The following is a 21,400-nucleotide window of genomic DNA, read 5'->3' as shown; positions in this document are numbered from 1 at the left end:
GGGCGATGCGCCGGTCGATAGCGTCGTAGACATGATCACAGCAGAAGGCCTCACGAAGAGATTCGGAGACAAGACAGCCGTCCAGGATGTGTCGTTCACGGTGCAGCCGGGTACGGTCACGGGGTTCCTCGGACCGAACGGCGCGGGCAAATCCACCACGATGCGCATGATCGTCGGCCTCGACCGGCCCACCTCGGGCATCGCGACCGTCGGCGGACGGGAGTACCGCAAGCTCCGCGCCCCGCTCACCGAGGTGGGAGTGCTGCTCGACGCCAAAGCCGTGCACACCGGCCGCACCGCGCGCAATCACCTGCGTGCGATGGCGGCGACCCACGGCATCCCCGCATCCCGCGTCGACGAGGTCATCGACCTCGCCGGCATCGGTCCCGTCTCTCGCAAGCGTGCGGGCAAGTTCTCGCTCGGCATGGGGCAGCGGCTCGGCATCGCGTCGGCCCTGCTCGGCGACCCGCACACGCTGATCCTCGACGAGCCGGTCAACGGCCTCGACCCCGAGGGTGTGCGCTGGGTGCGACAGTTCGTGCGCCACGCTGCATCCGAGGGGCGCACTGTGCTGCTCTCGAGCCACCTCATGAGCGAGATGGCGCAGACCGCCGATCACGTGATCGTGATGGGCCGGGGCAAGGTACTCGCCGACGCACCCCTCGAGGAGCTCGTCCGAGCGTGGACGACGAACACGGTGCGTGTCCGCACGCCCCGAGCAGCCGATCTGGCTGCCGCAGTCGGCGGCCCGTCGGTCGAGATCGTGAGCTCGGCTCCCGATCTGATCGACATCGTGGGTCTGCCCGCATCGCGTATCGGCGATCTCGCCGCGGAGCGCGGCATCCCTCTGCACGAACTCACCCCGACCACCGGTTCGCTCGAAGACGCGTACCTCGCCCTCACCGGCGACTCGGTCGAGTACCGCACCAAGGAGATCTCATGACCGTCCAGGCTCCTCCCCTCCGCCGTCAGCACGTCGACACCGGCCACCGCCTCTCGTTCGTCCGAGCGGTGCGCGGCGAGTGGATCAAGCTGGCGACGCTCCGGTCGACCTGGTGGTCGATCGGCATCGCCGCGATCCTCACGATCGGCATCGCCGTGCTCATCGCCCAGGCGATCGACCTGCCGGGCTTCGAACCGATCCAGGCCGTCGTCATGCCGATCCAGTTCACAATGTTGCTCGCCGGCATTCTCGGCGCGATCTCGGTGACCGGCGAGTACTCGACCGGGATGATCCGCTCGACGATGGCGGCCAATCCGAAGCGCGGCTCCGTGCTGTCCGCCAAAGCGGTCGTGGTCGGCCTGTTCATGTTCGTGTCATCGCTGATCATCTTCACGGCAGCGGCCGCCGCAGTCTCCGCGGTCGTCGCCTCGCGAGACCAGGTGATCGACTGGGGCGACCCCACAGCGTCGCTCCTGCCGATCGTGGTCTCGTCGCTCGCGATGGCCGTGTTCGCTCTGATCGGAGTCGCGTTCGGATTCATCCTGCGCTCGGGCGCCGGAGCGATCGCCGCGACCGTCGGCCTGCTGTTCGTGCTGCCGATCGTCACAAGCTTCTTCGCGGTCGCCGGCGAGGCCTGGGCCTGGGTCATGGATGCCGCGAACTACCTCCCGGTCGCCGCTGCCCAGAGCGCGATCCTTCCCGAGGGTGCTGCTCTCGAGGGACCGGTCGCATACCTCACCCTGGCCGGCTGGGTCGCTGCGGGCATGCTCGCCGCCTGGGCAATGCTCCACACGCGCGATGCGTGACGCGAGATCACGAGACGATGAACCCGCGTAGAGTCGCCCGGTGACCCGCACGCGCAGCCGCAGCACCTCAGTCCGTGAGGACGAGGGGCTGCGGCTGCCGCGTCCACCTGGCGTCCTGCGTCGGTTCTGGGCACGGCATCCGGTGGTCGCCGACGTCCTGATCGCGCTCGTGTGCCTGTTCCTCTCGCTGGCTCCGGCCGGTGTCATCACCCGCGAGCTCCCGGTGCCTCTCGCCATCGGCGTCGCGATCCTGGTCCCCGCGTCCGTCGTCGCAGCCTGTGTGACGCTCCTGTGGCGGCGCCGACAGCCGCTCGTGCCGTTCGTCGCGTCCTTCGCTCTCGAGGCCGGGTTCCTCTTCGCACTGCAGCCGATCGGCTCGCCGCTGCTGCTGGTCACCTGCTATTCGCTCGCGGTGTACCGCTCGTCGCGGGCCGCATGGACGGGCTTCGGCATCGGCATCGCCTCGCTCGCCGCCTTCGGCGGTCTGCTCACGCTCTCCGGGGTCATCACTCTGCAGATCGCCGCGAACGCAGTCATCATGTCGCTCGTGCTCGGGTTGATCGGCACGCTCATCGGCGTCAACGTCGGCGGCCGCAAGCGCTACCTCGCTGCGGTGATAGACCGGTCTCGGCAACTCCTCGTCGAGCGCGATCAGCAGGCGCAGCTCGCTGCGGCAGGAGAACGCGCCCGCATCGCCCGTGAGATGCACGACATCGTCTCGCACTCGCTCACCGTGATCGTCGCGCTGTCCGAGGGCGCAGCTGCGACGCCGGACCCGGAGCAGGCACGATCCGCGGCCTCCTCCGCCGCGGAGACGGCTCGCAGCGCGCTCACCGAGATGCGGGCGATGCTCGGCGTGCTCAGATCCGACGATTCGCCGCTGCCCCTCACGCCTCTCGAACCGATTCCCCCGCAGGAGACCGTGGCTCAGGCGCAGCGAGCCGGCTTCCCGGTGTCGCTCTCGGTCACGGGGGCCGCATCGCTCTCCCCCGCCCTCGCGCACGCGGTCGGGCGCATCGTTCAGGAGGGCGTCACGAACGCCATGAGGCACGCACCGACGGCGACGACGATCGCGGTGCGCCTCGCGCACGCCGCGGATGCGGTGACCATCGAGATCCTGAACGACGGCGTCGCGGGCCCTGTCGGCTCGTCGGGGTTCGGCCTGCGCGGTCTCGCCGAGCGCGCAGCGCACTCAGGAGGGACCATCACCTCTCGACCTGTCGACGGCGGGCGGTGGATGCTGCGCGCAGAGCTCCCCACCGCGCCTCCCGCCATGCCGGAGACCGAACCGAAGGAGAGACCATGACAGAGCCGATCAGGCTGCTCCTCGTCGACGACCAGGCGCTCATCCGTGTGGGATTCCGGATGGTGCTCGACGCCGAGCCCGACATGGTCGTGGTCGGCGAGGCCGCAGACGGGCACGACGCGATCGCCCAAGCGTCCGAGCAGCGCCCGGACCTGGTGCTGATGGACATCCGGATGCCTGGGCTCGACGGGATCGCCGCGACCGAGGCCATCGTCGGCCAGCACCCGCAGACCCGCGTGCTGGTGCTGACGACATTCGATCTCGACGAGTACGCGTTCGGTGCGATCCGCGCCGGGGCGAGCGGATTCCTGCTGAAGGACGCTCAACGGCACGAGATGATCGCGGCGATCCGCGCCATCCACAGGGGTGATGCCGCGCTCTCGCCACGGATCACGCGGATGCTGCTGGAGCATGTGACGCCGACGCTCGCTGCGCCACCCGCACCACAGGCGCGGGTGGCCGACGACGTCACCGCCCAGCTCACCGACCGAGAGCGCGATGTCTTCGTCGAGATCGCGCGCGGGCTCACGAACGCCGAGATCGCACAGGCGCTGTTCGTCAGCGAGTCGACCGTCAAGACGCATGTGGGCAGGATCCTCTCGAAGCTCGGATCCCGCGACCGCATCCACCTGGTGATCCTGGCGCACCGGCTCGGTCTCGTCGACGACGACGTTCTGCCCTCCGGTCCCTAGCTCGGGGCGGAGGGCAGAACGAGGAGCCTCAGGCCTTCGCCGCGGTCCACTCCGAGACGCGGTTCAGAGCGTCGACCTCATCAGGGGTCAGCTCGAGACGCCCGCCGGCGAGGAGATCGGGAACCTGGTCGACCGTGCGCGCGCTCGCGATGGGAGCGGCGACCGTCGGCTGAGCACGCAGCCAGGCCAGCGAGGTCGCAGCGATCGAGACGCCGTGCGCGTCGCCGACCTCCTCGAGGGTGTCGATGATCCGCAGCCCCGCCTCGGTCGCATACTTGGCCGCGCCGGACGCACGCGGAGACGCCTGCCCTTCGACGTCGACCGAGCGGTACTTGCCGGTGAGGAAGCCGCTCGCCAGCGAGTAGTAAGGCACGAGACTGAGGTCGAACTCCTGGGCCACCGGGATGATCGTCGCCTCGACATCGTTGCGGTGCACGAGGTTGTAGTGCGGCTGCACGGCGACGGGAAGGTCGACGCCGATGCGGCGGGCGGTCTCGACCCACTCGCGGATGCGGTCTGCCGAGTAGTTCGACACGGCGACGTGGCGCACGAGCCCGTCAGCGACGAGTTCGCCGAAAGCACCGACCGTCTCTTCGAGCGGAACGCTCTCGTCGTCGTAGTGCGCGTAGTAGAGGTCGATCGTGTCGATGCCGAGGCGGGCGAGCGACGCTTCGGCGGCCTTCCGCACGTTCGACGCTGAGAGGCCCATGAAGTCCGGATGCTGGCTCACCTTGGTGGCGACGACGACGCCCTCGGGCTTGCGGGACGAGAGCCACTCGCCGATGATCGTCTCGCTCACGCCGCCGGGGTTGCCCGGCACCCAGGCGCTGTACACGTCGGCCGTGTCGATGAAGTCGCCGCCCCCGTCGACGAACGCGTCGAGCACCGCGAACGATGCATCGCGGTCGGCCGTCCAGCCGAACACGTTGCCGCCGAGCGAGAGGGGGAAGACGTCAAGATCACTGTGTCCGATGCGAGTCATACTCAGGACAACTCGTGACCCGCTCGCGCTATTTCCCCTGTGACGATGTGCGTCGTGTCGCGGACGGAAGACGCGGCATCTTGCAGAGATCCGCTGGACAGTGCCGACTACAGGACTCGAACCTGCAACCCCCGTATTACAAGTACGGTGCGCTACCAATTGCGCCAAGTCGGCGGATGCCTCCCAGCTTAGCGATGGGCGGCGGGCGACGACGAACTACGACGCGGGTGTCTCAGAGGGCGCCGGCTCCGTGGTCTCGGTGGGCATCGGCGTCGGGGTCTCGGTGGCGTAGTAGGCGTCGCTGGCGACGGTGAGCACGAACTGCGAGAACTCGCCCGGGTCGTCGAGCGCACCCACGTAGGCCTCGCCGTTCACGACGATCATGGGAGCGGCGGTGAGCACGAGATCATCCGAGCCGACGAGCGGGCCCTCGAGCGCGCGCGAGGTGGCTTCCTTCGCCCACGTGACGTAGTCCTGGTCCTCGATGCACGACCGGACGCTCTTCACGTTGTCGGAGCCGACGGCGCCGGCGATCGCGGCGAGATCCTCGTCGGAGAAGCCGTCGGTGTTGACCTCCGGCTGGTCGTCGAGCAGGTCGTGGTTGAACGCGTAGAACTGCGCCGGCGAGTGCGTCGCGACACAGGCCGCGGCCGCGGCCGAGCGAAGCGAGTACTTGGTGCCGTTCGAGCTCGCGGTGAGCAGCGCGACCGGGTGGTAGGTGACGGTCGCCGCCCCTTGGGAGATCCAGTTGACGAGCTGCCTCGAGTTGGCACGCTCGAACTCTCCGGCATCCGGAGACAGGTAGTCGACGTAGATGTGGATGTCGACCGTGCTCGAGGTGGTGGGCTCCGGAGTCGGTGTGGCCTCGCCACCCGTTTCGGTCTCCTCCGGGCCCGGGGGTGCGACCGTCTCATCCGACATCGCCGACGCGCTGATGTCCGAGACGAGGATGCCGTCGTCATCCATGCCGCCCGGGTTCAGCTGAGGCTTCGACACCTGCGCCGAGACGGCGAGGGTGATGGCGGTGCCGATGGCACCCACGGCGACTATGGCTATCGCGCCGAGGATGATCCGTCGCATCACGCGCGCCCTCGACTGCTGGGCGTGCACCTTCTGGGCCTTCTCCCGCACAGCCTCACGCGAATTGCGAGTGCTGGGGACGTTCGGCGTCTCGTCGCTCGACATCGTTCCTCTAGACAGTCTCAGGGGGGCAGGGTGGCCCCGGACGCCACTCGGGCGGCGAACGCCGCGAAAACGCGGCCGAGATCGATGTTAACCAGCCAGGCTGAGAAATACCCAGATGGACGGGCTTCTGCCATACTGATTCCGACCCGATGAGGGGTCACGGCGGATCACTCCGCCGCTCTATCACTACGGATCGTCCGGCACGTACCTGCCGGTGAAGGAGAAACACAATGGCATCTGTGACTTTCGACGAGGCCACCCGCCTCTACCCCGGCGGAACCCGCCCGGCTGTCGACAAGCTCAACCTCGAGGTCGCCGACGGCGAATTCCTCGTCCTCGTCGGCCCGTCCGGCTGCGGAAAGTCCACCTCGCTTCGTATGCTCGCCGGCCTCGAAGAGGTCAACGCCGGCCGCATCCTCATCGGTGACCGCGACGTCACCGATGTCCCGCCGAAGGACCGTGACATCGCGATGGTGTTCCAGAACTACGCGCTGTACCCGCACATGACCGTCGCCGAGAACATGGGCTTCGCGCTCAAGATCGCCGGCATCGGCAAGGAAGAGCGCGCGACCCGCGTTCTCGAGGCCGCGAAGCTGCTCGACCTCGAGGAGTACCTGACCCGCAAGCCGAAGGCCCTCTCGGGTGGCCAGCGTCAGCGTGTCGCCATGGGCCGCGCGATCGTGCGTCAGCCGCAGGTCTTCCTCATGGACGAGCCGCTGTCGAACCTCGACGCCAAGCTCCGCGTCCAGACCCGTACGCAGATCGCGTCGCTGCAGCGTCGTCTCGGCGTCACCACGGTCTACGTCACGCACGACCAGACCGAGGCGCTCACCATGGGCGACCGCATCGCCGTGCTCAAGGACGGCCTGCTCCAGCAGGTCGGCTCGCCGCGCGACCTGTACGAGAAGCCCGAGAACGTGTTCGTCGCGGGCTTCATCGGCTCCCCCGCCATGAACCTCTTCAGCGCAGACCTGGCTGAGGGCGGCGTGCGCTTCGGAACCGAGATCGTCCCGCTCGACCGCGACACCGTGGGCCGCGCGAACGGCTCGCAGGTCACGGTGGGTGTGCGCCCCGAGGACATCACCGTCGGCCCCGCCGACGGCAAGGGCCTCTCGGTCATGGTCGACCTCGTCGAGGAGCTCGGCGCCGACGGCTACCTCTACGGTCACACCGAGATCAACGGCAAGCGCGCCGACCTGGTCGCTCGTGTCGACGGTCGCAGCCACCCGAACGCCGGCGAGACCGTCACGCTGGCTGCGAACGCAGGCCACGTGCACGCGTTCGACATCGAGTCGGGTGTGCGCCTGAACGACAAGCCGATCGTCGCCGCCTGATCGGATCCACAGACGCGGCGCGGGCTGACTTCGGTCGCCCGCGCCGCTTCTTCTTTTCCACCCCCACCGACGGGAGAGACATGCAGGATGCGCTGCGGATCACCGCGAGCTCGATCGATCCGGGGCTGCTCGCACTGCCCTGGTCGACACCACTCGCCAAGTGGCCCTCCGAGCTGATCGTGTCGCTCCCCAAGGGGCTCTCGCGTCACCTGGTGCGGTTCGCAGATCTGTCGGGCAAGGTCGTCGCGGTCAAGGAGACGACCGATGAGATGGCGAAGCGCGAGTACGAGATGCTCGGCAACCTCGCCAGGCTCGACGTGCCCTGCGTCGACCGCGTCGCCGTGATCGCCGGGCGCTCGGATGCCGACGGCGAGCCGCTCGCCGCTGCCCTCGTCACCTCGCACCTGCGGTTCTCCATGCCCTACCGCGCGCTCTTCACTCGCGTGCTCCGCCCCGACACCGCCACCCGTCTCGTCGATGCCCTGGCCGTGCTGCTCGTGCGCCTGCACAACGTCGGCTTCTACTGGGGCGACGTGTCGCTGTCGAACACGCTCTTCCGCCGCGATGCAGGTGCCTACGCGGCCTATCTCGTCGATGCCGAGACCGGTGAGCTGCACGAGGAGGGTCTGACCGACGGTCAGCGTGCCTATGATCTCGATCTCGCCCGCACCAACATCGCGGGTGAGATCATGGACCTCGCCGCCGGCGGAAGACTGGAGCACGGCGTCGATGCGGTCGCCATCGCCGACGGCATCGTCTCGTCATACCGCTCGCTGTGGGCCGAACTCACCGCACAGGAGTCATTCGCCTCCGCCGAGACCTGGCGCATCACCGAGCGCGTCGAACGTCTCAACGCGCTCGGCTTCGACATCGACGAGATGTCGATGTCGACCACCTCGGACGGCACGGTCGTCGAGATCCAGCCGAAGGTGGTGGATGCCGGACACCACCAGCGCCGCCTCATCCGCCTCACCGGACTCGATGTCGAAGAGAACCAGGCTCGCCGGCTGCTCAACGATCTCGATGAGTTCCGCGCTCGCTCGACGAAGCAGTGGGCCGACGAGGAGATGTACGCGCACGAGTGGCTCACCCGGGTGTTCGAGCCCGTCGTGCGCGCGATCCCGTGGGAGCTGCGCGCCAAGCTCGAACCCGCCGAGGTGTTCCACCAGGTGCTCGAACACCGGTGGTACCTGTCACAGGCGCAGGGCCGCTCGGTGCCGCTCGCCGAGGTGCTGACGAGCTATATCAACGAGGTGCTGAGGCACCGCCGTGACGAGGCGACGATCATGGGTCCGCCCACCGAGACCATGAGCCTGCCCGTCGTCACCGGCACGCATCCGGTCGCCGATGACGACGACGAGGTCGACTGGCGCGACCTGGTCTGACCGCGCGGAGTCAGTAGCCGACGGTGAAGCGCTCGCGGTGGTGGTTGCCCTGCTCGATCTCATCGACCACGGCGACGGCGAAGTCGGCACCCGAGATGAACGACGTGCCCTCCGGGTCGCGCACGATCACGTCGCCGCCATCACGGTAGTGACCGGTGCGCTCCCCCTCGGCCCAGGGCCCGAAGACCTCGGCCGGATGCACGAAGAACCAGTCGAGCGAGTCGTCGGCCTTCTCCAGGAGCGCGAGGGAGTCGATGCCGACCTGTGCCTCGTGCTTGTACTCCTCAGGGAACCCCTGGTCGAACAGACGCGGTCCACCGGGAGCGACGAGGCTCCCGCCGGCGCCGCCGACCACGCCGATGCGAGTCTGCGTGCCGCTCAGCACCTCGACGAGGCCGCCGAGGGCATCGAGCACCGAGTTCTCCATGTCACCGCGAGGCGAGAGCGACGACACGACCGCGTCGGCGCCGTCGAAGACGTCACCGAGGCTCGCGAGGTCGAGCACCGACCCCTGCACGTGCTGCGCACCCGGCACGGGGTTCGACGGCTCCGAGCGCGACACCGCGATGACCTCATGGCCGCGGCTCACCGCCTCTGAGACGATGTGGCGTCCGGCGTAGCCGGTTCCTCCGAGCACGACGATGCGAGCCATGAGCTGCTCCCCTACTTCTTCGCGTTGCGGGTGGTCGACACCTGGTAGAGCGCGACCGAGGTCGCGATGCCGGCGTTGAGCGACTCGGTCACGGCCGAGATCGGGATCGAGACGATCTGATCGCAGGTCTCGGCGACCAGACGAGACAGTCCCTTGCCCTCGGAACCGGTGACGATCACGACGGGGCGGTCGGCCAGCTGCAGGTCGGGCAGCAGCACGTCGCCGTCGCCGTCGAGGCCGAGCACGAACACACCCTGCTTCTTGAATTCCTTGAGCTGCGTGGTGAGGTTCGTCGCGAGTGCGACCGGAACGCGAGCGGCCGCGCCGGCGCTGGTCTTCCACGCTGCGGAGTTCACACCCGCCGAGCGACGCTGCGGCAGGATGATGCCGTGACCGCCGAAGGCTCCGGTCGAGCGGATGATCGCGCCGAGGTTGCGCGGGTCGGTGATGCCGTCGAGGGCGACGAACAGCGGCACCTCACCCTTGTCGATGACGGCCTCGAGGAGGTCCTGCGGGTGCGCGTACTCGTAGGGCGGCACCTTGACCGCGACGCCCTGGTGCACACCGTCGTACCCGGCCATGCGGTCGAGTTCCTGGCGCGTGACCTCGAGCACCGGGATGCCGCGGTTGGTGGCGAGCGACAGCATCTCCTTCACGCGGTCGTCCATCTCGACGCGCTGCGCGATGTAGAACGCCGATGCGGGGATCTTCGCACGCAGGGCCTCGAGCACCGAGTTGCGGCCGGTGACGACCTCGACCTCGGTGGTGTTGTCCTTGGCGCGTGCAGAGCGGTTCGGGTTGCCGCCCGAGCTCTGACGCTGTCCCTGTCCCGGCTTGCCCTTTCCGCCCGAGGCCGCGTAGCGCTCGGCTGCCGCCTTGCGCTTGCCGGCGGGGTGCCACGCGCGATCCTCCGCCTTGGGGGTCGGTCCGCGGCCCTCGAGCGACTTGCGTCCGAGTCCGCCGGTGCCCTTGGTGGGGCCCTTCTTCTTGCCGTTGCTTGCGCCGGGGCGCTGTGGCTTAGCCATCGATACTCCAATGAGTTCCGGCCGGAGAATCCTCCAGCGTGATTCCTGCGGCGGCGATCGCATCACGGATGCGATCGGCCGCCGCCCAGTCCTTGTCAGCGCGCGCCTGCGCGCGCTGGGTGATCATCGTCTGCACGAGCGCGTCGAGAGCGGATGCCGTGGCGTCGCCCCCCGATGTCGCACCGACGACATCGAGCCCGAGCACATCGAGCATCGCGAGCACTTCGTGCGACGCCGCCATCGCGGTCTCGGTGTCACCCGCGTCGAGCGCCGCGTTTCCTGCACGCACCGTGTCATGCAGGACGCCGAGCGCCTGCGGTATGCCGAGGTCGTCGTCCAACGCCGCCTCGAACGCGGCGGGGAGAGGTGTCTTCTCCGCCCAGCCGAAGGTCTTCGGCAGCACACGCAGTGCACGCTCGATGAAGGTGCGGATGCGCCCCAGTGCCGCCTCCGCCTCGGTCCACGACGACTCCGAGAGATCGAGGCTCGAACGGTAGTGCGCGGCCGCGAGGGCGTAGCGGACCACGAGCGGGTCATGCTCGGCGAGCACCTCATGTGCGAGCGTGAAGTTGCCGAGGGACTTCGACATCTTCTGTCCGCCCACCGTCACGAGGCCGTTGTGCACCCAGTACCGCGCGAAGCCGTCTCCGGCAGCGGTCGACTGGGCGAGCTCGTTCTCGTGATGCGGGAAGCGCAGGTCGAGGCCTCCCCCGTGGATGTCGAACTCCGCGCCGAGGTAGCGCTTCGACATCGCCGAGCACTCGATGTGCCAACCCGGGCGGCCTGCGCCCCAGGGCGACTGCCACGTGGCATCCGCCTGCTCGTCGGGCTTGGCGCCCTTCCAGAGCGCGAAGTCCTGCGGGTTGCGCTTGCCGCGGGGGTCGGCGTCCTCCGCCGCCTCCATCGCGTCGATCGACTGATTCGTCAGCGATCCGTAGTCCGCCCACGAGCGCACGTCGAAGTAGACGTCGCCTGAGCCGTCGGGCGCGGGGTACGCGTGGCCCCGACCGATGAGTGTCTCGATGATCTCCTGCATCTGCGGAACGGATGCGGTCGCGCGCGGCTCATACGTCGGCGCGAGGATGCCGATTCCGGCATACGCCGCCGTGAACTCCTGCTCCATGCGGTAGGCGAGCGCCCACCACGGCTCGATGTGGGTCGCGTTCGCGAGCACGTTGTCGTCGATGTCCGTGACGTTGCGCACGAAGGTGACCCGGCCATACCGGTGCGTCAACCAGCGGCGCAGCAGATCGAAGCTCAGCGCTGCGCGGACGTGCCCGATGTGGGGGCCGGACTGCACGGTGGGTCCGCAGACGTACATCGTGATGTTCTCGGGATCGAGAGGCACGAAGTCGCGCAGCTGCTGTGCGCGGGTGTCGTAGAGGCGGAGAGTCACCGCTCAAGCTTACCGGGCCACTGATCGCGTTGACTGGGTGCGCTATCGCCTCGCGTCACGATCGGCGGAGGCCATCACGATCAGCGGAGATGATGCGCCGTGGCATCCGCGGACCGGGACGCCGCCCGCAGATCGGACCCTAGCGGTTCAGTCGACGGAGAAGATCTGCCCCGTCTGCACCCCGAGCACGCTCTTCGCATACGCCTGTCCGACCCGGTGCGATGACACGGGCACGAAGCCGGGGAACGACGAGTGGTACGCCGGTGCGTCCTCGAGCACCGAGGGGCTCACGGCGTTGATGCGGATGCCGCGCGGCAGCTCGGTCGCCGCAGCGAGCACGAAGGACTCGACGGCACCGTTCGCGAACGACGCGGCGGCGCCGGTGGCGATGGGCTCACGCGCGAGGATGCCGGAGGTCAGTGTGATCGAACCGCCGTCACGCACGAAGGGCGTGCCGATGCGCACGATGTCGAGCTGCGACAGCACCTTGCCGCGGAAGGCGGATTCGTAGTCGCCACGGCTCAGCCCGTCGAGCGGCCGGAACGGAACCTCTCCCACCGCGACGATCACGGCATCGACCTGTCCGACCGTCGCGAACAGCCGTTCGATCGACGCCGGGTCCGTGACGTCCACCGGGGGCTCGCTGCTGCGCGACGCGGCGATGATCTCATGACCGTCCAGCGCATCGACCGCGGTTCGACCCACCTGCCCGCCGGCTCCGATGACGAGAACCCTCATGACGCCTCCTTCTCCGCGTGCGAGTTCCGCACGACGATGTCCGACAACGACGACGGATGCCGACGCATTCCCACCACAGCGGAAAAGTCAGGTCGGGTGGACCATGGCGACCGCCGTCACCGCGATGCCCTCGCCGCGGCCGGGGAAGCCCAATCCGTCGGTGGTGGTGGCCGTGACCGAGACCGGCGCGCCGCCGAGTGCTGCCGACAGCACCCGCTCGGCTTCTGCACGGCGACCGCTGAAGCGCGGCCTGTTGCCCTGGAACTGCACCGACACGTTGCCGATCGTGTAGCCCGCGTCGGCGAGAAGCTCACGGGTGCGGGCGAGGAAGACCTCTGCGTGAGCGCCGGCGTACTCGGGGTGCGCGGTGCCGAAGTGCTCGCCGATGTCTCCGAGCCCCGCGGCACCCAGCAGAGCGTCGACCATCGCGTGGGCCACGGCGTCTCCGTCGGAATGCCCCGAGAGCGCTCGTTCCCCCGGCCACTCGATGCCGGCCAGCCAGAGGTCGCCGTCTCCGCCGAACGCGTGCACGTCCGTGCCGAGCCCGACCCTGGGGCCGGTCCACGTCGAATCGGGTGCGGCGATCGGCGCGGCAACCGGCTTCTGCGCGTTCGCCAGCAGATGGCGGGCACGCTCGAGGTCGGCCGGCGTGGTGATCTTGAATCCGCGAGGCGACCCGGCGATCTGTCGCACGAGGTGCCCGGCGGCGGCGAACAGTGCGGCGTCGTCGGTGTACTCGATGCCGGAGGCCGTCGCTGCGTCGTATGCGTCCTCGAGCAGCGCACGCGGGAACCCCTGAGGGGTCTGCGCGGCGGCGAGCTCGGAGCGATCCACCGGCGCGATGACCGCATCGCCGTCGACCCTCTTCAGGGTGTCGACGACCGGGAGGGTCGGGATGACGCCACCCTCACCATCGATCGCCGCGGCCACCGCATCGATGATCTCGGGCGGCGTCAGCGCGCGCGCCGCGTCGTGCACGAGCACCCGCGTGACATCGCCCCAGAGTGCATCGAGACCGGAGGCTACGGACTCCTGCCTCGTGTCGCCGCCCGTCACGACCTTGCCGAGATCGATGCGATCTCCGGCGGCGGCGCGAAGCTCGGTCTCGGCGTCCCCCTCGTGCCCCGCGGGTGCGACGACGATCACCTGGGCTGGGGCCGCGGCGAAGACGCCGTCGAGCGCATGGCGCAGGATCGAATGCGTGTCGATGCCGACGAACGCCTTGGGCGCTCCGGCATCGAGTCGGGTGCCGGAACCGGCGGCGACGACGATGATCGCGGTGTCAGGAACGGGAAGGATGCTCACCAGGTTCACGTTACCGGCGCGCACGAAAAAAGGCGGATGCCGAAGCATCCGCCTTCTCTCAGTCCACTCAGGACGCGAGAACCTCGTCGAGCAGTGCGCTCGCCTTGTCCTCGTCGGTCTTCTCAGCGAGCGCGAGCTCGGAGATGAGGATCTGACGCGCCTTGGCCAGCATCCGCTTCTCACCTGCGGACAGCCCGCGGTCCTGGTCCCGACGCCACAGGTCGCGGACGACCTCGCTCACCTTGATGACATCGCCCGAGGCGAGCTTCTCGAGGTTCGCCTTGTAGCGACGCGACCAGTTGGTCGGCTCTTCGGTGAACGGCGCGCGAAGCACCTCGAACACAGCGTCGAGGCCCTCTCGGCCGATGACATCGCGGACCCCGACGAGATCGACGTTCTCAGCGGGCACCTCGATGATGAGGTCCCCCTGGGTGACGTTGAGCTTCAGGTATTTCTTCGCCTCACCCTTGATGATGCGCTCCTTGACCTCGATGATGGTCGCAGCGCCATGGTGCGGATAGACGACAGTTTCGCCAACCTCAAAAAGCATAAAAACTTGTCCTTTCGGCAACCTCAAGGATACCACAGGGAGAATGCGCTAAGGTTCGCGCCCCCACGTCCTCAGACGGCACCCCGCATACGCATAGAATGGATGCGGATATCCCGTCGGACCTCAGGAGGACCCGTGAAATCGCGCCTTGTTGCGTCTGCCGCCATCAGCGCCCTCGTTCTTCTCGGCGCGACGGGCTGCACGTTCATCTCGCCGCAGTCGACGAAGATCGAGTACTCCGCCTCGGACGGCGTGAACATCTCGGACTCGGACGGCCCGCTCGACGTGCGCAACGCGTTCGTCGTCGCGAACGAAGACGGCTCGGTCGGCAACTTCATCGCCGCCGTCGTGAACCCGACCAGCGAGAAGGCGACCCTCACGATGACCGTCGCCGGCATCGACAAGCCCTTCACGGTGTCGGTCCCCGCAGGCAAGACCGTCAGCTTCGGCACCGAAGGCGAGGAGCCGCTGCGCATCGACGGCCTCGACACCATGCCCGGTGCGACCATCGAGATCCACTTCCAGTCGGGCGACGGCGCCGGCACCAAGACCGAGGTCCCGGTGCTCGACGGCTCGCTGCCGTATTACGCCGACCTGGTTCCCGAGGCCGAGTCCGAGCCCGAGCCCGGAGAGTCGACCCCCACGCCTGAGCCGCTCCCGTCCGACACGGCCGCCCCCGCTCCCTCGGAGTGATCCGGCGCACACGCTGAAGAAGAGGCCGTCACCCCTGGGTGACGGCCTCTTCTGTGGTTCCGCCGCGTTCAGCCCTCGAAGCGGTAGCCGAGGCCGCGGACGGTGACGAGCATCACCGGCTCACCCGGGTTCTCCTCGATCCGGGAGCGGATGCGCTTGATGTGCACGTCGAGGGTCTTGGTGTCGCCGAAGTAGTCGCTGCCCCACACCCGGTCGATGAGCTGTCCGCGCGTGAGCACGCGACCCGAGTTGCGCATGAGCACCTCGAGGAGCTCGAACTCCTTCAGCGGCATGTTGATCTGCTGACCGGCGACCGAGACGGTGTGGCGGTCGATGTCGAGTGAGACGCGGCCGCCGTCGAGCACACGCTCGTCGAGCTCGCTGTCAGCCTGCACCACCCTGCGCAGCACCGCGCGCATCCGGGCCAGCAGCTCGCGCGACGAGTAGGGCTTCGTGACATAGTCGTCAGCGCCGAGTTCGAGCCCGACGACGATGTCCACCTCCGAGTCCTTGGCCGTGACCATGATGATCGGCACGGCGGAGGTCGAGCGGATCTGCCGGCACACCTCTGTGCCCGGCATCCCTGGCAGCATCAGATCGAGGAGCACGACGTCAGCACCGCGCTCGCGGAAGGCGGTCAGTGCACCCGGGCCGTCCTCGGCGATCTCGACCTCGTATCCCTCTCTGCGCAGCAGGTAGGCGAGCGGGTCGGCGAGGTCGGGCTCGTCTTCGACGAGAAGGATGCGGGTCATGCGTTCTCTCCGTTTCGGACGCGAGCTGCGGCCTTCGCCGCCTTGCGCTCGCGCTTCTTCTTGTTCTTCTTGTCCCTGTCGATGCTCGGGGGAGCATCGATCCTCGGAAGCCTGATGGTGAACGTGGAGCCTCGTCCGGGGCGCGACCAGAGCCGCACCTCACCGCCGTGACGCTGCGTGGCGTGCTTGACGATCGAGAGTCCGAGTCCTGTTCCACCGGTGCGGCGCGACCTCGCCTCGTCCGCACGGTAGAAGCGCTCGAAGATCCGCTCTCGGTCCGCCTCCGCGATGCCGATGCCCTGGTCGGACACCGCGACTTCGACGACGCCGTCGTCGGCCTTCACTCCGATGCCCACGCGGGATCCTTTCGGGGAGTAGACGATCGCATTGGCGATGAGGTTGCCGAACGCCTCGATCAGGATCTGCGAGTCACCGTGCACCCAGACTCCCCTGTCGCCGCCACGCGCGAGCTCGACCCCGGCCGAGTCGGCCTGCACGACATGCGCCTCGAGTGCGGTCGCCAGCACCTCGTCGATCGAGACGGGCCGCACGTCCGACAGCGCATCATCGGTCTGGAGTCTCGACAGACTCATGATGCGGCCGGTCAGCTGCCCGAGACGAGTGGCCTCGGCCGAGATCCGCGCGGCGAAGTGACGCACCTGCGCAGGGTCGTCTGCCGCGGACTCGATCGCCTCGGCCAGCAGGGTGACCGCCCCGACGGGGGTCTTGAGCTCGTGGCTGGTGTTGGCCACGAAATCGCGACGCATCTGGTCGAGTCGCTCCTGCTCCGTGACATCGCGGATGATCAGCAGTGTCATGCGCGGACTGATCGCACTCGCACGAGCCGACACCAGCCGCGGGTCGAGGCTGAGCCCGCCGCGGGTGATGCGCAGCGACTCGGTCGCCGAGCTGCCCTCATTGCGCCCTCCCCGCACGAGCTGACGCAGCTCCGGGTTCTCGAGCGGCGCCCCCACCTCGATGCCGAATCTCGTGGCCGCCTTGGAGACGGCGAGCACGAGGCCGGACGAATCGACCACGCAGGCCGCATCGTCCATGCTGCCCAGCACCGCGGTGACGCCGGCCGGAACAGCGAGTGACGTCTCATCGGCGACGCGAGCCCTGGCGCGGTATGCCCAGGCGACGAGGAGCGAGAGGCCGATGCCGATCGCGAGGCCGAGGGCCAACGCGAGCAGCGCGATCTGCGGCAAGGTCATAACCCCAGCGTAGAGTGCGTTCACCGCCGGATCGGCGGGTTCTCCTGCGCTGGCTTCAACGGGAGAAGTACTATTCACGTACTGGGCACCGTTCGTTAACCTTCGAGGCAGACAATCGCTTTCGGGCCTGTGCGGGAGCGCGGACCTCTCCTCCCGCGCGGACGCCCCAGTCGTCTCGCGCTGTGACCACAGTCGAGACCCGAATGAAAGGTTGCGCCCACATGCGCGAAGTCTTCCACCAGTCCCTCGAGGACCTGCAGTCCCGCCTCGTGGAGATCGCCGACCTCGTCACGGTCTCGATCGACAAGGCGACGCGTGCGTTCGCCACCAGCGACGTCGAGCTGGCCGAAGAGGTCATCGCCGACGACGCGAAGATCGACGAGCTGGCCGTCAAACTCGACGAGCAGGCCATCGAGATCCTCGCCCGCCAGCAGCCCGTCGCTCGCGACCTGCGCATCGTGGTGATCGCGCTGCGGGTCAGCGCGTCGCTCGAGCGCATGGGCGACATGTCCGAGCACATCGCCCAGCTCGCTCGCCTCCGCTTCCCCGAGCGCGCGATCCCGAAGGGCCTCAAGGGCACGTTCACCAAGATGGGCGAGCTCGACGTCGAGATCTCACGGACTCTCTCAGAGCTGCTGCGCACTCAAGACCTGCGCCTGGCAGACACCATCCGCAACACCGACGACGACATCGACGAGCTGCACGCCAGTGTGTTCGAGAAGGTGCTCAGCGACAACTGGAAGGGCGAGGCGACCGCGACCGTCGACGCAACTCTCGCCAGCCGCTACCACGAGCGTTTCGCCGACCACGCGGTGGCCGTCGCCAAGAAGGTCGTCTACCTGGCGACCGGCGACTGGCGCGTCGAAGAAGAGGACATCGCGCTCGCGGTCGAGCAGCAGCGCGAGCTCGGTCACGCCTGATCCGTCACGAGACACACGAAGGGGGCGGATGCTGACAGCATCCGCCCCCTTCGTCGTCTTCTGCTACTTCTTGCCCTGCGCAGCCACGGCAGCGGCACCGGCGGCAGCGGCCTCGGGGTCGAGGTAACGGCCGGGGCCGGTGGGGACGTTGTTCTCGTCGAGCTCGTAGACCAGCGGGATGCCGGTGGGGATGTTCAGCTCTGCGATGTCGTCGTCGCTGATGCCCTCGAGGTGCTTCACGAGGCCGCGCAGCGAGTTGCCGTGGGCGGTGACCAGAACCGTCTTGCCTGCCTCGAGGTCGGGGACGATCGCGTCGTTCCAGTAGGGCAGCAGTCGGTCGATGACGAGCTTCAGCGACTCGGTGCGGGGCACCTCGCCGTCGATGTCGGCGTAGCGCACGTCGCCGACCTGGCTGAACTCGCTCTCGTCGTCGAGCAGGGGCGGCGGCACGTCGAACGAGCGACGCCACAGCTGGAACTGCTCGGGCCCGAACTCTTCGAGGGTCTGCGCCTTGTCCTTGCCCTGCAGAGCGCCGTAGTGGCGCTCGTTGAGGCGCCACGAGCGCGTGACGGGGATCCACAGGCGGTCGGCCGCGTCCAGCGCGATGTTCGCGGTCTGGATCGCACGGCTGAGCAGCGAGGTGTGCAGCACGTCGGGAAGGATGCCGGCCTCTGCCAGCAGCTCGCCGCCGCGCTGGGCCTCCTTCTTGCCCTGCTCGTTCAGGCGGACGTCCACCCAGCCGGTGAAGAGGTTCAGTTCGTTCCACTCGCTCCGGCCGTGACGGAGCAGGATCAGGGTGCGCTTCGAAGTCATGACGTCAGTTTATCGGCGCAGCTCGACGCGTCCACGCCTATGCCCTGCGAGGATTGACGCATGGCGTCATCTCCTCTCGGTCGGCCGACCCGCGGCACGACAGGGACGAACCGTCTGCGCCGCACTGATCGATGGATCGCGGCGAGCCCCGCTTTCCGCCGAGCCGAGGACCCCTTGGTGATAGACCTGGGCTATGGAGCCAGCGGCGTGACCGCGTTCGAGCTCGCGACCCGGCTGCAGCGTGTGCGCGCGGATGCCGAGGTGCGTGGCCTCGAGATCGATCCGGCACGGGTGGCCACCGCGAACCGCCAGCTCGCCGAGGTGCAGGCTGCGCGCACTCCCTTCTCCCCCGACCTCCGGGTGTCGTTCGCCCGCGGCGGGTTCGAGGTGCCACTGCCGGCGGGACGCCGACCGGCGGTGATCCGGGCGATGAACGTGCTGCGGCAGTACGACGAGGGCGGTGTCGCGAGCGCCTGGCGCACCATGGCGAATCGACTGTCTCGTGACGGGCTGCTCGTCGAGGGCACCTGCGACGAGATCGGACGCGTGTCGAGCTGGGTCGACGTGGACTCGACGGGAGCGCCGCAGCGGTTCACGATCTCGCTCCGCCTCGCCGACCTCGAGCATCCGAGCATCGTCGCGGAGCGGCTGCCGAAGGCGCTCATCCACCGCAATGTTCCCGGCGAACGTGTGCACGCGCTGCTCGTCGACCTCGACCGCGAGTGGAGCCGAGCGGCGCCGCTGTCGACCTTCGGAGCGACCCAGCGATTCCTGGCCGCCGTCACCGCTCTGCGCGATCAGGGGTGGCCCGTGCGGGGCGGCAAGGCCCGGTGGCGCCTGGGTGAGCTCACGCTCCCCTGGGATGCCGTGGCTCCGCTCCCCTGACGCGCGCCTCGCGCACCGCCCGGTTCAGCCCGCCTGACGGGGATCCGGGGCGCTGGGGCGACGGGACAGCCGGGTGAGACGAGGGATGTCGGCCGTGGCACCCGCATCCGCCGGCACGATGACCTGCTGGGTCGCAGCGATGTCCGCACCCTCGGCGCGCACGATCAGATCGCCCACCGGAGTGCGACGAGACAGGATCGCGAGCGCGATCGGGCCGTCTTCGTGGTGCCTGGCCACCGACGTGATGTGACCCACCTCGTCGTCGCCGGCGTAGACCGCATCGCCGACTGCGGGCAGCACTGCCTCACTGCCGTCCAGGTGCAGCGCCGCGAGTCTGCGTGGCGGGTGTCCGAGGTTGTGCACCTTGGCCACCGTCTCCTGCCCGCGGTAGCACCCCTTGTTCAGGTGCACCGCCGTGCGGATCCAGTCCGATTCGTGGGGCAGCGAGCGCTCATCGACCTCGGCCGACCAGCGCGGACGCCAGGCTGCGACGCGCAGCGCCTCTGCAGCGAGAAGCCCCGCCACCTCTTCCGACGACAGAGTCGCGGCGAGCGCATCTGCGGCGTCGGTCGTCGCGATGGCCACCCTCCAGGCGAGCTCAGCGCCCGGGTGATCGGAGACCTCGGCATACTGATGCCCGCCCGCACTCACCTGCTGCCAGGGGTCGGCCCAGATCAGCGGGGCACCGGATGCAGCGGATGCCGCAGCAGTCGCGCGCTGAGCCGCAGCACCGCCGTCGACGAAGCCGAGCAGCGCCAGATCCGGGCGCACGGTCACGGTCGCCTGGGTGCGGAACTTCATGCGCGTCAGCCAGGTCGCCAGGGCCTCCGCGTCGTCGGCATCCGCGATCAGCCAGGTCGACGAGCCGTCGTCGACGACCCCCGCCGCATGCTCCACGCGCCCCTGCGGGTCGAGCACGAGCAGCTCCGTGCTCTCACCGGCTGCGAGCCGCCCGACGGCCTGGGAGGTGATCGAGTCCAGCCACCCCAGTCGTTCGGGACCCGCGACCTCGATGACCGCCCGGTCGTCGAGCGGAACCAGGGCCGCGCCGTCTGCGAGACGACGCTGCTCTCGGAAGGCGTCGCCGAAGTGCGCGATCCCGTGCTCGCCGATCACAGCGCCGGCGATGTCGGTGAATCCGGTCATGTCAGACCTTCGCGAGTCTGGCGGAGGCGTGCGACCGCATCGATGTTCCGAGGGCCGCGATGTCCCAGGCCCAGAGGAGGTGGTTGTCGACCAGGCCGTACATCCGCGTGGCCGCGCCGTACTCCTTGGCCCCGGCTCCGCGCACGATGGCGTCGGAGGCGATGTCGATGCGAGGGCCGTTGATCTCGCCGAGGTAGAGCTCGAGCATCCCGTCGGCGTGCGCGATCGAGACCTCGATCGGAAAGCCGCCCGACGGAGCGCGGAGGGCCTCGACGTCGTCGACACCCCGGACGACCGGCTCGGCTCGCGGCGGCAGCAGTGCGGGACCGGCATCGGCGTCGGAGGCCGGGCGGGACAGACGCCAGAAGCCGGCCTCCGCCACGAGCGGGATCGACGCGCCGCCGTCTGCGGCTGCGAGGATCGCGGTCGCGGAGTAGTTCAGGAAGGGACCGCCGTCATGGCTGAAGCTCACCCGATGGGTGAACTCGCCCTGCAGACGGTCGTCGCCGACCGGATAGTCGATGACGCCGGTGCCCTCCCAGACGCCGAGCAGCCACGAGAGCGGCGCGAGGTCGGCGGGGAGGTCTGTGGGCAGCTCGAGCACGATGCTCAGCGCTGGCCGCGGAAGAGGTTCCGCAGCACGACGACTGAGACGAAGGCGATCGCGAGGCTCGCCAG

At 68.7% G+C, this 21,400-nt stretch carries 22 protein-coding genes and 1 tRNA gene; 9 read left to right on the top strand and 14 right to left on the bottom strand.

Translation table 11 applies throughout. The annotated features are described in order from the left end of the window. Nucleotides 1-31: 31 nt before the first annotated feature. The 4 genes from ACIOU8_RS08090 to ACIOU8_RS08075 are packed head-to-tail and all read left to right on the top strand — an operon-like array spanning nt 32 to nt 3,747. Nucleotides 32-943 carry an ABC transporter ATP-binding protein gene (locus ACIOU8_RS08090; RefSeq protein ID WP_400787922.1) on the top strand — a complete coding sequence of 304 codons (912 nt, stop codon included), beginning with the start codon at nt 32-34 and terminating at the stop codon, nt 941-943. Then, nucleotides 940-1,749, top strand: coding sequence for an ABC transporter permease (locus ACIOU8_RS08085; RefSeq protein ID WP_400787920.1), 810 nt, complete (start codon nt 940-942; stop codon nt 1,747-1,749). Before ACIOU8_RS08090 ends, ACIOU8_RS08085 begins: the two co-directional genes overlap by 4 nt. A 40-nt stretch (nt 1,750-1,789) precedes the next feature. Continuing rightward, entirely contained in the window at nt 1,790-3,055 is a 1,266-nt protein-coding gene (locus tag ACIOU8_RS08080) for a sensor histidine kinase (protein WP_400787918.1), read from the top strand. After that, nucleotides 3,052-3,747, top strand: a complete 696-nt coding sequence (locus ACIOU8_RS08075; RefSeq protein ID WP_400787916.1) for a response regulator — start codon at nt 3,052-3,054, stop codon at nt 3,745-3,747. Before ACIOU8_RS08080 ends, ACIOU8_RS08075 begins: the two co-directional genes overlap by 4 nt. Nucleotides 3,748-3,775: 28 nt before the next feature. Here the strand turns inward: ACIOU8_RS08075 and ACIOU8_RS08070 are convergent, their stop codons facing one another. From ACIOU8_RS08070 to ACIOU8_RS08060, 3 genes are all read right to left on the bottom strand, one after another. After that, a complete protein-coding gene (locus tag ACIOU8_RS08070) occupies nt 3,776-4,729 on the bottom strand; it encodes an aldo/keto reductase (RefSeq protein WP_400787914.1) in 954 nt (317 codons plus the stop codon). A 101-nt stretch (nt 4,730-4,830) separates the two neighbouring features. Beyond that, nucleotides 4,831-4,903, bottom strand: a tRNA-Thr gene (locus tag ACIOU8_RS08065). A 42-nt stretch (nt 4,904-4,945) separates the two neighbouring features. Beyond that, nucleotides 4,946-5,914, bottom strand: a complete 969-nt coding sequence (locus ACIOU8_RS08060) for a DsbA family protein (RefSeq protein WP_400787911.1) — start codon at nt 5,912-5,914, stop codon at nt 4,946-4,948. 230 nt (nt 5,915-6,144) lie between these two features. Here ACIOU8_RS08060 and ACIOU8_RS08055 point away from each other — a divergent pair, with 230 nt between their 5' ends. Both ACIOU8_RS08055 and ACIOU8_RS08050 read left to right on the top strand, forming a co-directional pair. Continuing rightward, nucleotides 6,145-7,248 (top strand): ABC transporter ATP-binding protein, encoded by a 1,104-nt coding sequence (locus ACIOU8_RS08055; protein ID WP_400787908.1) that lies wholly within the window; start codon nt 6,145-6,147, stop codon nt 7,246-7,248. 80 nt (nt 7,249-7,328) lie between these two features. Further along, on the top strand, nt 7,329-8,633 hold the full coding sequence (locus tag ACIOU8_RS08050) for a DUF4032 domain-containing protein (protein ID WP_400787905.1): 1,305 nt from the start codon (nt 7,329-7,331) through the stop codon (nt 8,631-8,633). Between the two features lie 10 nt (nt 8,634-8,643). On the opposite strand, the gene ACIOU8_RS08045 is transcribed toward ACIOU8_RS08050, so the two are convergent. The 6 genes from ACIOU8_RS08045 to ACIOU8_RS08020 all read right to left on the bottom strand — a co-directional run bounded on the left by ACIOU8_RS08045 (nt 8,644) and on the right by ACIOU8_RS08020 (nt 14,299). Then, the gene (locus ACIOU8_RS08045) at nt 8,644-9,285 is read right to left on the bottom strand and encodes an NAD(P)-dependent oxidoreductase (RefSeq protein WP_400787903.1); all 642 of its coding nucleotides are present in this window, start codon (nt 9,283-9,285) and stop codon (nt 8,644-8,646) included. Between the two features lie 11 nt (nt 9,286-9,296). Then, the gene (rlmB, locus tag ACIOU8_RS08040; protein ID WP_400787900.1) at nt 9,297-10,310 is read right to left on the bottom strand and encodes a 23S rRNA (guanosine(2251)-2'-O)-methyltransferase RlmB; all 1,014 of its coding nucleotides are present in this window, start codon (nt 10,308-10,310) and stop codon (nt 9,297-9,299) included. Further along, nucleotides 10,303-11,706, bottom strand: coding sequence for a cysteine--tRNA ligase (gene cysS, locus ACIOU8_RS08035; protein ID WP_400787897.1), 1,404 nt, complete (start codon nt 11,704-11,706; stop codon nt 10,303-10,305). The genes rlmB and cysS overlap by 8 nt, the downstream gene beginning before the upstream one ends. A 147-nt stretch (nt 11,707-11,853) precedes the next feature. Beyond that, nucleotides 11,854-12,444, bottom strand: coding sequence for a short chain dehydrogenase (locus ACIOU8_RS08030; protein WP_400787895.1), 591 nt, complete (start codon nt 12,442-12,444; stop codon nt 11,854-11,856). A gap of 87 nt (nt 12,445-12,531) precedes the next feature. Continuing rightward, entirely contained in the window at nt 12,532-13,749 is a 1,218-nt protein-coding gene (gene ispD, locus ACIOU8_RS08025; protein ID WP_400787893.1) for a 2-C-methyl-D-erythritol 4-phosphate cytidylyltransferase, read from the bottom strand. 67 nt (nt 13,750-13,816) lie between these two features. Beyond that, nucleotides 13,817-14,299, bottom strand: a complete 483-nt coding sequence (locus tag ACIOU8_RS08020) for a CarD family transcriptional regulator (RefSeq protein WP_042539766.1) — start codon at nt 14,297-14,299, stop codon at nt 13,817-13,819. Between the two features lie 135 nt (nt 14,300-14,434). Between ACIOU8_RS08020 and ACIOU8_RS08015 the strand changes: the two genes are divergently transcribed. After that, the gene (locus ACIOU8_RS08015; RefSeq protein WP_400787891.1) at nt 14,435-14,992 is read left to right on the top strand and encodes a DNA modification methylase; all 558 of its coding nucleotides are present in this window, start codon (nt 14,435-14,437) and stop codon (nt 14,990-14,992) included. 68 nt (nt 14,993-15,060) lie between these two features. Here ACIOU8_RS08015 and ACIOU8_RS08010 read toward each other — a convergent pair whose 3' ends face one another. Together ACIOU8_RS08010 and ACIOU8_RS08005 are read right to left on the bottom strand one after the other, a co-directional pair. After that, nucleotides 15,061-15,744 carry a response regulator transcription factor gene (locus ACIOU8_RS08010; RefSeq protein WP_060926595.1) on the bottom strand — a complete coding sequence of 228 codons (684 nt, stop codon included), beginning with the start codon at nt 15,742-15,744 and terminating at the stop codon, nt 15,061-15,063. Then, nucleotides 15,741-16,958, bottom strand: coding sequence for a sensor histidine kinase (locus tag ACIOU8_RS08005; RefSeq protein ID WP_400787889.1), 1,218 nt, complete (start codon nt 16,956-16,958; stop codon nt 15,741-15,743). The genes ACIOU8_RS08010 and ACIOU8_RS08005 overlap by 4 nt, the downstream gene beginning before the upstream one ends. Nucleotides 16,959-17,179: 221 nt before the next feature. Here ACIOU8_RS08005 and phoU point away from each other — a divergent pair, with 221 nt between their 5' ends. Then, the gene (phoU, locus tag ACIOU8_RS08000; RefSeq protein ID WP_400787886.1) at nt 17,180-17,878 is read left to right on the top strand and encodes a phosphate signaling complex protein PhoU; all 699 of its coding nucleotides are present in this window, start codon (nt 17,180-17,182) and stop codon (nt 17,876-17,878) included. Between the two features lie 63 nt (nt 17,879-17,941). Here the strand turns inward: phoU and ACIOU8_RS07995 are convergent, their stop codons facing one another. After that, nucleotides 17,942-18,691 (bottom strand): phosphoglyceromutase, encoded by a 750-nt coding sequence (locus tag ACIOU8_RS07995; protein ID WP_042539756.1) that lies wholly within the window; start codon nt 18,689-18,691, stop codon nt 17,942-17,944. Nucleotides 18,692-18,751: 60 nt separating this feature from the next. Here ACIOU8_RS07995 and ACIOU8_RS07990 point away from each other — a divergent pair, with 60 nt between their 5' ends. Further along, a complete protein-coding gene (locus tag ACIOU8_RS07990; RefSeq protein WP_400787884.1) occupies nt 18,752-19,576 on the top strand; it encodes a class I SAM-dependent methyltransferase in 825 nt (274 codons plus the stop codon). 24 nt (nt 19,577-19,600) lie between these two features. On the opposite strand, the gene ACIOU8_RS07985 is transcribed toward ACIOU8_RS07990, so the two are convergent. Then, nucleotides 19,601-20,722 carry a YgfZ/GcvT domain-containing protein gene (locus ACIOU8_RS07985; RefSeq protein ID WP_400787882.1) on the bottom strand — a complete coding sequence of 374 codons (1,122 nt, stop codon included), beginning with the start codon at nt 20,720-20,722 and terminating at the stop codon, nt 19,601-19,603. Between the two features lies 1 nt (nt 20,723). Continuing rightward, a complete protein-coding gene (locus ACIOU8_RS07980) occupies nt 20,724-21,326 on the bottom strand; it encodes an FABP family protein (protein WP_400787880.1) in 603 nt (200 codons plus the stop codon). Nucleotides 21,327-21,400: the final 74 nt, after the last annotated feature.

It is taken from the genome of Microbacterium sp. NPDC087589, from assembly GCF_044743635.1.
GTDB lineage: Bacteria > Actinomycetota > Actinomycetes > Actinomycetales > Microbacteriaceae > Microbacterium.
This window is presented reverse-complemented; position numbering and strand designations above follow the sequence as displayed.

What these genes read in the sequence shown, in the direction of transcription:
- ACIOU8_RS08090 (WP_400787922.1), top strand. Translation starts at nt 32, where the DNA reads ATGATCACAGCAGAAGGCCTCACGAAGAGATTCGGAGACAAGACAGCC.
- ACIOU8_RS08085 (WP_400787920.1), top strand. Translation starts at nt 940, where the DNA reads ATGACCGTCCAGGCTCCTCCCCTCCGCCGTCAGCACGTCGACACCGGC.
- ACIOU8_RS08075 (WP_400787916.1), top strand. Translation starts at nt 3,052, where the DNA reads ATGACAGAGCCGATCAGGCTGCTCCTCGTCGACGACCAGGCGCTCATC.
- ACIOU8_RS08070 (WP_400787914.1), bottom strand. Translation starts at nt 4,729, where the DNA reads ATGACTCGCATCGGACACAGTGATCTTGACGTCTTCCCCCTCTCGCTC.
- ACIOU8_RS08060 (WP_400787911.1), bottom strand. Translation starts at nt 5,914, where the DNA reads ATGTCGAGCGACGAGACGCCGAACGTCCCCAGCACTCGCAATTCGCGT.
- ACIOU8_RS08055 (WP_400787908.1), top strand. Translation starts at nt 6,145, where the DNA reads ATGGCATCTGTGACTTTCGACGAGGCCACCCGCCTCTACCCCGGCGGA.
- ACIOU8_RS08050 (WP_400787905.1), top strand. Translation starts at nt 7,329, where the DNA reads ATGCAGGATGCGCTGCGGATCACCGCGAGCTCGATCGATCCGGGGCTG.
- ACIOU8_RS08045 (WP_400787903.1), bottom strand. Translation starts at nt 9,285, where the DNA reads ATGGCTCGCATCGTCGTGCTCGGAGGAACCGGCTACGCCGGACGCCAC.
- rlmB (WP_400787900.1), bottom strand. Translation starts at nt 10,310, where the DNA reads ATGGCTAAGCCACAGCGCCCCGGCGCAAGCAACGGCAAGAAGAAGGGC.
- ACIOU8_RS08030 (WP_400787895.1), bottom strand. Translation starts at nt 12,444, where the DNA reads ATGAGGGTTCTCGTCATCGGAGCCGGCGGGCAGGTGGGTCGAACCGCG.
- ACIOU8_RS08020 (WP_042539766.1), bottom strand. Translation starts at nt 14,299, where the DNA reads ATGCTTTTTGAGGTTGGCGAAACTGTCGTCTATCCGCACCATGGCGCT.
- ACIOU8_RS08010 (WP_060926595.1), bottom strand. Translation starts at nt 15,744, where the DNA reads ATGACCCGCATCCTTCTCGTCGAAGACGAGCCCGACCTCGCCGACCCG.
- ACIOU8_RS08005 (WP_400787889.1), bottom strand. Translation starts at nt 16,958, where the DNA reads ATGACCTTGCCGCAGATCGCGCTGCTCGCGTTGGCCCTCGGCCTCGCG.
- phoU (WP_400787886.1), top strand. Translation starts at nt 17,180, where the DNA reads ATGCGCGAAGTCTTCCACCAGTCCCTCGAGGACCTGCAGTCCCGCCTC.
- ACIOU8_RS07995 (WP_042539756.1), bottom strand. Translation starts at nt 18,691, where the DNA reads ATGACTTCGAAGCGCACCCTGATCCTGCTCCGTCACGGCCGGAGCGAG.
- ACIOU8_RS07990 (WP_400787884.1), top strand. Translation starts at nt 18,752, where the DNA reads ATGGCGTCATCTCCTCTCGGTCGGCCGACCCGCGGCACGACAGGGACG.
- ACIOU8_RS07985 (WP_400787882.1), bottom strand. Translation starts at nt 20,722, where the DNA reads ATGACCGGATTCACCGACATCGCCGGCGCTGTGATCGGCGAGCACGGG.